The sequence below is a fragment of the uncultured Blautia sp. genome (assembly GCF_902497045.1).
Taxonomy (GTDB): Bacteria; Bacillota; Clostridia; order Lachnospirales; family Lachnospiraceae; genus Blautia_A.
The window spans coordinates 1-11167 of record NZ_CABVDF010000081.1; the positions used below are offsets into that span (position 1 = coordinate 1).

Annotated in this window: 12 protein-coding genes and 1 riboswitch; of the genes, 10 read left to right on the top strand and 2 right to left on the bottom strand. The window is 43.6% G+C overall.

Going from position 1 to position 11167, the window contains the following annotated elements; translation table 11 throughout:
* The first annotated feature begins 58 nt into the window (after positions 1-58).
* Genes nth through RDS42_RS07660 form a run of 3 tightly spaced genes read left to right on the top strand, consistent with a single transcriptional unit; the run spans position 59 to position 1638 of the window.
* Positions 59-691 carry an endonuclease III gene (gene nth / locus RDS42_RS07650; RefSeq protein WP_308783124.1) on the top strand — a complete coding sequence of 211 codons (633 nt, stop codon included), beginning with the start codon at positions 59-61 and terminating at the stop codon, positions 689-691.
* A 41-nt stretch (positions 692-732) separates the two neighbouring features.
* The gene (locus tag RDS42_RS07655) at positions 733-1134 is read left to right on the top strand and encodes a VOC family protein (protein ID WP_308783125.1); all 402 of its coding nucleotides are present in this window, start codon (positions 733-735) and stop codon (positions 1132-1134) included.
* A gap of 30 nt (positions 1135-1164) precedes the next feature.
* Positions 1165-1638: an acyl-CoA thioesterase gene (locus tag RDS42_RS07660; RefSeq protein WP_308783126.1), complete on the top strand. Its 474-nt coding sequence runs from the start codon at positions 1165-1167 to the stop codon at positions 1636-1638.
* Between the two features lie 13 nt (positions 1639-1651).
* Here the strand turns inward: RDS42_RS07660 and RDS42_RS07665 are convergent, their stop codons facing one another.
* The gene (locus RDS42_RS07665) at positions 1652-1930 is read right to left on the bottom strand and encodes a type II toxin-antitoxin system HicB family antitoxin (RefSeq protein WP_308783127.1); all 279 of its coding nucleotides are present in this window, start codon (positions 1928-1930) and stop codon (positions 1652-1654) included.
* 166 nt (positions 1931-2096) lie between these two features.
* On the opposite strand from RDS42_RS07665, the gene RDS42_RS07670 reads away from it, so the two are divergent.
* The 6 genes from RDS42_RS07670 (at position 2097) to xylB (ending at position 8572) form a co-directional block, all read left to right on the top strand.
* Positions 2097-2921, top strand: a complete 825-nt coding sequence (locus RDS42_RS07670; protein WP_308783128.1) for a Cof-type HAD-IIB family hydrolase — start codon at positions 2097-2099, stop codon at positions 2919-2921.
* Between the two features lie 113 nt (positions 2922-3034).
* Positions 3035-3697: a YoaK family protein gene (locus RDS42_RS07675; protein WP_308783129.1), complete on the top strand. Its 663-nt coding sequence runs from the start codon at positions 3035-3037 to the stop codon at positions 3695-3697.
* Between the two features lie 48 nt (positions 3698-3745).
* Entirely contained in the window at positions 3746-4609 is an 864-nt protein-coding gene (locus RDS42_RS07680; protein WP_308783130.1) for a helix-turn-helix domain-containing protein, read from the top strand.
* Between the two features lie 186 nt (positions 4610-4795).
* Positions 4796-5413 (top strand): DUF4867 family protein, encoded by a 618-nt coding sequence (locus tag RDS42_RS07685; protein WP_308783131.1) that lies wholly within the window; start codon positions 4796-4798, stop codon positions 5411-5413.
* A 67-nt stretch (positions 5414-5480) separates the two neighbouring features.
* Positions 5481-6965, top strand: a complete 1485-nt coding sequence (locus RDS42_RS07690; protein WP_308783132.1) for an L-fucose/L-arabinose isomerase family protein — start codon at positions 5481-5483, stop codon at positions 6963-6965.
* A gap of 149 nt (positions 6966-7114) precedes the next feature.
* A complete protein-coding gene (gene xylB / locus RDS42_RS07695) occupies positions 7115-8572 on the top strand; it encodes a xylulokinase (RefSeq protein WP_308783133.1) in 1458 nt (485 codons plus the stop codon).
* 90 nt (positions 8573-8662) lie between these two features.
* Here xylB and RDS42_RS07700 read toward each other — a convergent pair whose 3' ends face one another.
* Positions 8663-10348 (bottom strand): formate--tetrahydrofolate ligase, encoded by a 1686-nt coding sequence (locus RDS42_RS07700; RefSeq protein WP_308783134.1) that lies wholly within the window; start codon positions 10346-10348, stop codon positions 8663-8665.
* A 64-nt stretch (positions 10349-10412) separates the two neighbouring features.
* Positions 10413-10493, bottom strand: a riboswitch (ZMP/ZTP riboswitch).
* A gap of 240 nt (positions 10494-10733) precedes the next feature.
* On the opposite strand from RDS42_RS07700, the gene RDS42_RS07705 reads away from it, so the two are divergent.
* Complete coding sequence (locus RDS42_RS07705) at positions 10734-11102, top strand: hypothetical protein (protein ID WP_308783135.1); 369 nt, start codon at positions 10734-10736, stop codon at positions 11100-11102.
* Positions 11103-11167: the final 65 nt, after the last annotated feature.

Here is an 11167-nt window from a genome sequence, read left to right on the forward strand (position 1 = left end):
TAATAAAAGGAAAGTGAATTATAAAAAAGTAGTATTTTACAAAAAGAAGGAGTATCCTATGACAAAAAAACAGCGTGCTCTGGAGGTGATCCAGAGATTGAAAAACGAATATCCGGATGCAGACTGTACCCTGGATTATGATCAGGCATGGAAGCTTCTGGTAAGCGTCCGTCTGGCAGCGCAGTGTACAGATGCCAGAGTCAATGTGGTAGTGGAGGATCTTTATGCAAAGTATCCGGATGTGGCCTCTCTTGCGGCAGCACAGCCGGAGGAGATCGAAGCAATCGTAAAACCCTGTGGCCTTGGAAAAAGTAAGGCCAGGGACATAAGCGCCTGTATGCGGATCCTTCATGAACAGTATGCGGATCATATACCGGAAACGTTTGAAGAACTTCTGAAGCTTCCGGGAGTGGGAAGGAAAAGTGCAAATCTGATCATGGGAGATGTGTTTGGCAAGCCAGCCATTGTAACAGATACCCACTGCATTCGTCTGACAAACCGTATCGGTCTGGTGGACAACATCAAAGAACCAAAAAAAGTAGAGATGGCTTTGTGGAAGATCATTCCTCCGGAAGAGGGCAGCGATTTCTGTCATCGTCTGGTATTTCACGGGAGAGAAGTGTGTACCGCACGGACAAAGCCTCATTGTGACAGATGCTGTCTGGAAGATATCTGTAAGAAAAATATATAATTGAATATACAAAATTGATCTGCAGAGAAAGGAGAAACAATATGGCATTGTCAGCGGTACATCATGTAGCCCTGCTGGTCTCAGACTACCAAAAATCCAGAGAGTTTTATGTGGATAAGCTGGGTTTTCACATTGTAAGAGAAAACTTTCGTAAAGAAAGAGGAGATTATAAGCTGGATCTGGAACTGGATGGAGTGGAACTGGAGATTTTTGCTCCGGCAGAAAAGGATACGGAACATAAGCTGCATCCGGAACGGCCGGATTTTCCCGAGGCATATGGACTCCGGCATCTGGCTTTTACAGTAACAGATATCGAAAAAACAGCCGCAGAGCTTCAGGCAAAGGGAATTGAGATGGAGCCCATCAGAGTGGATGAATTTTCCGGCGGAAAATTTACATTTTTTAAAGATCCGGACGGACTGCCTCTGGAGCTGCATGAATAAAATCTGACAGAAAGAGAAAGTGGTGGACAAATGCGAAAGCAGAAGCGTGTAGAAGATTCCCGTACAGAGAATACATACCTTATCATGCCCAAACATATCAACGGATATGGAAGGCTGTTCGGGGGGATATTACTGCAGTGGATCGACGAGGTGGCCGGAATTGTGGCTCACCGCCATGCAGGGAGTATTGTAACAACAGCCTGTGTGGATAATCTTAATTTCAAGGCCGGAGCTTATCTGGGAGATACGGTGGTACTGATAGGAAGAATGACTTATGTAGGAAAAACTTCCATGGAGGTTCGCGTAGACACCTATGCGGAGGATGCAGACGGAACTCGAAGGATGATTAACAGAGCCTATGAAGTTCTTGTGGCATTAGATGAAAATGATAAAAAAATAGAAGTGCCGGGTCTTATTGTGGAGACAGAGGCGCAAAGGGCCGAGTGGATCGGCGGGGAAAAAAGATATGAGCTGAGGAAACAGCGGCGTAAAGAGGGATTTTAAAAGGCTGGGGCGATTATTCGTCCCAGCCTTCGTAAAACCGGATATTTACAGAAATATTTCTTACAATATCCCCCTCCTGAAGATTCATATCTTCCGGATCTGTGACAGAGGGGAGGTCACAGTCTTCTTCCGACAGTTCCAGAGAAATCCAGTCATTAGCAGCTTCGTTTGCCTTATCGATGGCATCGTCTAACGTGTCGCCTTCTGCGTGGCAGTCTTCCAGATCGGGAAAAAATCCATAATAAGTGCCGGTTTCAGTTTTGCGGAAAACCGCTGGATATATAAATTTCATAAATGCCTCCTGTTGCCCTTACGGGTAATTCTGAATATTATTTTATCATATCTGCAGGATTATGGAAGAGGTAAAATTTTGCAGGGATCCGTATTGTACTTATAATCTTAAATAAGTTACAATAAAGATCAGGATATGGATAATACATGGAAAGGAGAGGGGACAAATGATAAAATTGATTGCCAGTGATCTGGACGGAACCCTTCTTACAGATAAAAAAGAACTGTCGAAGGTCACAAGAGAGGCTCTTGATATGGCGATCAGTAATGGGATTTATATGATTCCGGCTACTGGCAGATCGTTTAAGGCAGTGCCTGATATGATAAAAAATTATCCGGGAGTGGAGTATGTGATCACCTCAAACGGAGGTGTCATTTATTCCGTGTCCAAAAAAGAAAGAATCTATCAGTGCCTTTTGGAGGCAGAATCAGCAGTAAAAATATTGAAAATGGAAAGACCTGCCAATGTGGTAATGGAGATTTTTATCAAGGGTATTCCTTATTCGGAAGAAGCATACGTTCTGGAACCGGAAAAGTATGGGGCTACACAGTACGGAGCCAGATATATAAAGGAAACAAGAATTCCTATAAAAAATATAGAGGAATTTGCACAGGAACATCAGGAAGAGCTGGACAGTATGGCATTTGTCTGCCGGGATATTGAAATAAAAAAAGCTTTGTGGAAAAAGCTGGAGCAGGAAATTCCTGATATTTATGTAACTTCATCTGTAGGACATCTTCTGGAGATCGGACATAAAAATGCTGGAAAGGGAAACACGCTTCTTTATCTTATGGAGCAGCTTGGTGTAACTCCGGAAGAAGCCATGGCTTTTGGAGATGCAGATAACGACAGTTCCATGCTGAAAGCGGTGAAATATGGAATTGCGATGGACAATGGGACAAAAGCATGTAAGGCTGCTGCGGCTTTTATAACAGCCTCCAATGAAGATGACGGGGTGGCAAAAGCGATATATCGGTTTTGCAGCCAATAATGTAAATATTTTATTACAAGTTTTTGACTGCTGCAGAAAATTTGATGTTTTACATGGGGGGAAAAGAGGAGTATACTGGGGCTGAAAAATAAAAGATTCAGGAGGATGGTACAGTGGACAAGATCAGACATCAAACCTCAGAAACTTTTCGGCTCAGCGCTCTTCTGGCATTGTCAGGAGGATTTCAGGACGCGTATACTTATAATGTAAGAGACGGCGTTTTTTCAAATGCCCAGACGGGAAATGTGGTGCTTATGAGCCAGAATCTTATGATGGGACAGTGGGGAAAGGCGCTTCATTATCTGTTTCCTGTAGTGACTTTTGCACTGGGAGTTCTGGTGGCAGAGGGGATCCGCTATCGGTATCAGAAGACGAAAAAGATTCACTGGAGACAGATCGTAGTGGCTTTGGAGACTGCAATCCTGTTTCTGGCAGGTTTCATTCCAAAAAGCTTCAATATGGCAGCTACTATGCTGGTTTCTTTTGCCTGTGCCATGCAGGTACAGACATTTCGAAAGGTGCATGGCTATGGTTATGCAAGTACCATGTGTATTGGAAATTTAAGAAGCGGAACAGAAAGTCTGGCTCTTTATATCAGAGAAAAAAAGCCGGGAGCACTAAAAAAAGCAATTCATTATTATGGGATTATTTTTGTGTTTGCTTTAGGTGCAGGTCTGGGAGGAATTGTATCTGTCTCTGTAGGACTGCCTGCGATCTGGGTATCATCGGTACTTCTGGCCGTGGCATTTCTTATGATGAACAGAGAAAAAATGTGATCTGCGGGTTTCATATCTGATGAAAAAAGGCGCAAAGCAGGTGATACTATGGAATTTCAACATGAACTGATCATCCCCAATGAGGGACTGCCTTTTAAGATTTTTTTATTTGAAGGTGGAAGAGGGAACTATATCAGGGAAAAACACTGGCATACATCTATTGAGATTTTTGCAGTGCTGGAGGGCGAACTACTTTTTTATATCAATAATGAAAAATATCCTCTTCATGCAGGAGAACTTTTAATAGTGAATGCAAATGAGATCCATTCGGTAAATGCACTGAAGGAAAACAAAACAGCTGTAATCCAGATTCCTTTGCGGCAGTTTGAGAACTACTTTACCGCCCAGCAGTTTATCCGTTTTGAAGGCGGGATCCACAGAGAGACAGACAGTGGGAATCCTTCGGACCGACGGCTGATCTCTCTGGTACAGCGGCTTTATAATGTATATACAGAGAGAAGGAACGGATACGATTTCAGGACAATTTCTCTGTATTATGAGCTTTTGTATCTTATGGTGACACAGTACCGGGTGACTGAAGTAGAAGAGATGGAACTGCGGCATAACAGGCATTTAAGTTCTTTGTCCAGGATAACGACCTATATGAGAGAGCACTACAGGGAGGAACTGAAGCTTTCTGATCTGGCAGAGATGTTCGGGTATTCAGATGCCTATCTTTCCAGAATGTTCCGGGAATATGCAAAGGTCAATTTTAAGACATATCTGCAGGATATTCGGACAGCATATGCCTATCGGGATCTTTTGAATACAGACCATACTATCGGGCAGATTGCCATGGATAATGGATTTTGCAGCAGCAGGGGATTTGCCAAGGATTTCAAAAAAAGATATGGAATTCTTCCAAGTGAGACAGAGCGCAGAGGAAAAAATAGAAAGAATATAAATGAATAAGTACGTTTTTTTATCTTAAAATAAAAATGTCAAGAAAGTGCTGTAAATCAGATAAAAAAAGAGACGAAAAGCATGCCCGTTTGTGGTATGCTTTTTTTGCAGCAGAAAAGTTACTGCAAAATAAAGCACATTTTTATTGAAAAACGCTCCGCAAGGATGCAGTCAGATGCATAAGGAGGAATCGTAATGAAAATTCAAAAGGTAACAGACAGTTCCTTCCGAAAATACGGAAAAGTGCTGGAAGGATATGATTTTACCGGTCTTTTGAAAGAGATGAAGCACATGCCGGTACCGGAGGAGGTTGTGTATGTTCCCTCTGTGGATGAACTGGAAGCCTTGGATGTGGCAAAGGAGCTGCAGAACAGAGCCTTTGGGGGACTTCCTATTCAGATAGGATACTGTAATGGACATAATAAAAAGCTGAACGCAGTAGAATATCACAGAAATTCAGAGGTGAATGTAGCCGCCGCAGATCTTGTTCTACTGATCGGAGAACAGAAGGATATTGAGGATGATTTTACCTATGATACAGCTAAGATAGAGGCTTTTCTGGTTCCGGCAGGGACAGCTGTAGAGGTATATGCCACTACGCTGCATTATGCTCCGTGTAATGTAAACGAGAGCGGCTTTCAATGTGTGGTAGTTCTTCCGAAAGGGACGAATACGGAACTTAATTTTCAGCCGGGAAACATCGGTGAGGATGTGCTGATAACAGCAAAAAACAAATGGCTGATCGCCCATGAAGAAGCAGGAATTGAAGGAGTTTTTTGTGGTTTGAAGGGTGAAAATATCACCATTGATTAAGTGAAATATATGATAAAAAATCACAGGTAACTACAGTGATATCAGTGAAGAAAATGGAGGAAAAATCATGAATAACATGCCAGAAGTAAAAGTAGGAATCGTTGCAGTCAGCAGAGACTGTTTCCCGGAAAGCCTTTCTGTAAACAGAAGAAAAGCGCTTGTAGAAGCTTATTCAAAGAAATATAATGCAGAGGATATCTATGAATGTCCGGTGTGTATCGTGGAGAGTGAGATCCATATGGTGCAGGCTCTTGAAGATATCAAAAAAGCAGGATGTAATGCTCTTTGCGTATATCTTGGAAACTTTGGACCGGAAATCTCTGAGACACTTCTTGCAAAGCATTTTGACGGACCGAAAATGTTTATTGCAGCAGCGGAGGAAACACAGAATGACCTTTGCCAGGGTCGTGGAGACGCATACTGCGGTATGCTGAATGCCAGCTACAACCTGCAGCTTCGTAATGTAAAAGCATATATTCCGGAGTATCCGGTAGGAGACGCAGAGGACTGCGCAGACATGATCCATGAGTTTCTGCCGATCGCAAGAGCAATCGAGGGACTGAATAACCTGAAGATCATCAGCTTTGGACCGCGTCCGTTAAACTTCCTTGCATGCAACGCGCCGATCAAGCAGCTTTACAATATTGGAGTTGAAATTGAGGAGAACTCAGAACTTGATCTTTTTGAAGCATACAATAAACATGCGGGAGATGAGCGTATTCCGGCTGTTGTAAAAGAGATGGAAGAAGAGCTTGGCGAAGGAAATAAAAAACCGGAGATCCTTGCAAAACTGGCACAGTATGAGCTGACTCTGAAAGACTGGGTAGAGGAACACAGAGGTTACCGCAAATATGTGGCTATTGCAGGAAAATGCTGGCCTGCATTCCAGACACAGTTTGGTTTTGTTCCATGCTATGTAAACAGCCGTCTTACTGCACAGGGCATCCCGGTTTCCTGTGAGGTTGATATTTACGGTACATTAAGTGAGTTCATCGGAACAGTAGTCAGCCAGGATGCAGTTACTCTTCTTGATATTAATAATTCTGTTCCGAAGGATATGTATGAGGAGTCCATTAAAGGAAAATATGACTATACTCTGAAAGATACTTTTATGGGATTCCACTGTGGAAATACTGCTTCCGGCAAGCTGGTTTCCTGTGAGATGAAATATCAGATGATCATGGCAAGAGCGCTTCCGGAGGAAGTGACACAGGGTACTCTTGAGGGAGATATTAAACCGGGAGATATTACTTTCTATCGTCTTCAGAGCACTGCAGATAACAAGCTGCGCGCTTATATCGCGCATGGAGAAGTACTTCCGGTTGCCACAAGATCCTTTGGTTCTATCGGTGTGTTTGCTATCCCGGAAATGGGACGTTTTTACCGCCATGTACTGATCGAGGGAGGCTATCCGCACCATGGTGCAGTTGCTTTCGGCCATTATGGAAAGGCTTTGTTTGAGGTATTTAAATATATTGGTGTTCCTGTTGAGGAAATCGGCTATAACCAGCCTAAGGGAGTAAGATATCCTACAGAAAATCCATGGGGATAATCGGGGATACGCATACTGACATAATAGAATTCTGACATAAATACACGCTGCTTACAGCAGGAAATATACGTCCCGGGGAAACCCGGGATGTGTAGTTTAAAGAAAAATATACAGAAAATCGGACTGCAATAAAAGAAAGGAATCAGACTATGTACTATATAGGAATCGACCTGGGGACCTCTGCAGTAAAGCTTCTGCTTATGGAGGAATCCGGAAAAATCTGTAATATCGTATCAAAAGAGTATCCTCTTTACTTTCCTCATCCGGGCTGGTCAGAACAGAACCCGGAAGACTGGTTTACACAGAGCATGGAGGGAATGAAGGAGCTGACAAAGGATATTGACCGTAAAGAAGTAGCCGGGATCGGATTTGGCGGACAGATGCACGGTCTTGTAACTCTGGATGAAAATGATCAGGTAATCCGTCCGGCGATTCTCTGGAATGATGGACGTACACAGGAGGAAACGGATTATCTGAACCATGTGATCGGCAAGGATAAATTGTCTGCTTATACTGCAAATATTGCTTTTGCAGGCTTTACCGCTCCGAAGATTTTGTGGATGAAAAAGAATGAGCCTGAGAAATTTGAAAGGATCGCAAAGATCATGCTGCCCAAGGATTACCTTGCTTACTGTCTGAGCGGATCCTTCTGTACAGACGTTTCTGATGCTTCCGGAATGCTTCTTCTGGATGTAAAAAAACGCTGCTGGTCAAAGGAAATGATGGAGATCTGCAGCGTAAAAGAGGAACAGCTTCCGAAGCTTTATGAGAGCTGGGAGGTTGTGGGAACCCTGAAAAAATCAATTGCAGAAGAACTGGGATTTTCTGAAAATGTAAAGGTTGTTGCCGGAGCCGGAGATAATGCGGCAGCTGCTGTGGGAACAGGAACAGTGGGAGACGGACAGTGCAATATTTCTCTTGGAACCTCCGGAACTATCTTTATTTCCAGTAAAGATTTTGGGGTGGATGAAAATAATGCCCTGCATTCCTTCTGTCATGCGGACGGCAGTTATCATCTGATGGGATGTATGCTGAGCGCTGCCTCCTGCAACAAATGGTGGGCGGAAGACATCCTTCAGACAAAGGATTTTGCAGCAGAACAGGCTCCGATCAGCAGGCTTGGAGAAAATCCTGTTTTTTTCCTTCCGTACCTGATGGGAGAGCGTTCTCCGCACAATAATCCGGATGCAAGAGGTGTGTTCTTTGGCATGTCTATGGACACTACAAGAGCCGACATGACTCAGGCGGTCCTGGAAGGCGTGGCTTTTGGGCTTCGTGATTCTCTGGAGGTTGCCAGAAAACTGGGTATTAATATCCAGCGTACAAAAATCTGCGGCGGTGGCGCCAAAAGTCCTCTCTGGAAAAAGATTATTGCAAACGTTATGAACCTGAAAGTGGATGTCCTTCAGGTAGAGGAAGGCCCGTCTATGGGCGGAGCTATGCTGGCGGCTGTAGGCTGCGGTGCATATCCTGATGTGGAGACCATCGTTAAAAAAATGGCTCAGGTGGTAGATACAGTAGAACCGGATCAGGAGCTGGTGGCAAAATATGAGGAGCGCTACCGGAAATTCAGGAAGCTTTATCCTGCAATGAAAGGATTGTTTTAGACTTTTAAATGCAGAAACCCCATCCGGAAAGGGTTCAACTCCGGATGGGGTTTCTTATATTACTTATAGAGTATCTATGAGTGACCGTGATTAGAACAGACCTGTGATCTTTCCGTTTTCGTCTACATCGATCTTTTCTGCAGCCGGAACTTTTGGAAGACCAGGCATTGTCATGATCTCGCCTGTAAGAGCTACGATAAATCCTGCACCGGCAGAGATCTTAAGGTTACGTACAGTTACTTCGAAATCTGTAGGAGCGCCAAGTTTGGTCTGGTCGTCTGTAAGGCTGTACTGTGTTTTGGCAACACAGATCGGGCAGTTGCCGAATCCAAGATCTTCAAGCTGTTTTGCCTGTTTCTGAGCGTTTGCTGTAAGAACAACTCTCTTGCCGCCGTAGATCTTCTGAACGATCTGGTTCAGTTTGTCTTCGATGGAGCCTTCCAACTCATAGGAGTATGTGAAATCATTTGGCTCTTCTACAAGACGGATAACTTCTTCTGCAAGTTTGATTCCGCCTTCGCCGCCTTTTGCCCATACTTCGGAAAGAGCAACGTTTACGCCAAGTTCTTTACATTTAGCTTCTACAAGATCAAGCTCTGCCTTGGTATCTGTCGGGAAAGCATTGATAGCAACTACACATGGAAGTTTGTATACGTTTGTGATATTGCTTACATGTTTCAGCAGGTTCGGGAGACCTTTTTCAAGAGCTTCCAGGTTCTCGTTGTTAAGGTCAGCTTTTGCAACACCGCCATTGTATTTCAGAGCACGAACAGTTGCAACTACAACAACAGCGTTTGGTTTCAGACCTGCCATACGGCATTTGATATCGAGGAATTTCTCTGCTCCAAGGTCAGCACCAAATCCAGCCTCTGTAATTGCATAGTCAGCAAGCTTCATAGCCATCTTGGTAGCTGTTACAGAGTTACATCCATGAGCGATGTTTGCGAATGGTCCGCCATGAACGATTGCTGGAACGTGCTCAAGTGTCTGAACCAGGTTTGGTTTCAGGGCATCTTTCAGAAGAGCTGTCATTGCGCCTTCAGCGTGAAGATCACCAGCTGTTACCGGTTTCTGCTCGGAAACTTTACCATATGTATATCCGATGATGATTCTGGAAAGACGTTCTTTCAGGTCTTTGATATCGCTTGCAAGACAAAGAACTGCCATGATCTCGGAAGCAACGGTGATGTCATAGCCGTCTTCACGAGGCATTCCGTTTGTCTTTCCTCCAAGTCCGTCTACTACGTTACGAAGCTGACGGTCATTCATGTCAACACATCTTCTCCATGTGATCTTTCTTGGGTCGATGTTAAGAGCGTTGCCCTGGAAGATATGGTTGTCGATCATTGCTGCAAGAAGGTTGTTAGCTGCACCGATCGCATGGAAGTCGCCTGTGAAATGAAGGTTGATATCTTCCATAGGAACAACCTGTGCATGTCCGCCGCCTGCTGCGCCGCCTTTTACGCCGAATACCGGTCCGAGAGACGGCTCACGAAGAGCTACCATAACATTTTTGCCAAGTTTCTGCATACCGTCTGCAAGGCCTACGGTAGTAGTGGTTTTTCCTTCGCCGGCCGGAGTCGGGTTGATAGCGGTAACAAGGATCAGTTTGCCGTCCGGTTTATCAGTTTCTTTCAGAAGATTATAGTCGATTTTTGCTTTGTACTTGCCGTACTGCTCCAGATACTTCTCGTCGATTCCTGCTTTTGCAGCAATCTCAGTAATTGGTTTCATTTCGCATTCCTGTGCGATTTCGATGTCACTCTTGAATCCCATAAGTTTGTTCTCCTTTCATAAGCGGAAGCCTTGGTAAAAAAAGGGCAGTATCTGAAGGTAAATCAAATACTGCCCAGACGGTCGGCTTCACTCTTCTCTGATTCCCCTGTGGTTTTCCACGTTTCCGTCAGTTGTCAGAGACGTTTTAAATTGATGATGAAATATTATCACAAAAAAGAATATTTGTCAATGGTTTGTCAAAAAATTGTCAAAAGCATATGTGTTCTTTGTACAGTGAGTACGAAAATATAAAGAAAGCTTTGTGTACACTGCACAAGTAAAATGAGGATTATCTGAATCAGGTCATGTTTCGCTCAGAAATTATTTTCTGCTTTCAGTAATCTGTGCCAGCAGCCGACAGCCATGAAAATACCAGGAAAGACGTTTGCTGCGAAGGTCAAAGAAGAAGCCGTTTCCGGTCTGGCTGTTAACAGCAACAGGAAGAAAGGATGACTTGTTTTTGGGGGATATAACAGTATCTGCGATAATAATGTTTATAGAAATATTTTTTAGCAGTTTTTTTGTATCAGCAGTGAGATTGTTTATATACATTACAAGGATCAGGCAGTATTTCTTCCTTTCCGGCGGATATGATCAAATCGGTCAACTTCCTGATCTATGGTTTCTTCCAGATTTTCGGATGGAGTCAGCCGAACATAATACTGAAAAAGAAAAACCCTATAATGAAAATCCTCTCTCCATCTGGAGCACTGCTCAAATGAAGTTCGGCGATCAAAAGTGCTATAAAGATTAATATATAGCTGATAAGTATACAGATTACTCCTGCAAAAAACTGATGAAGTTCCTGATTTTTTTTCG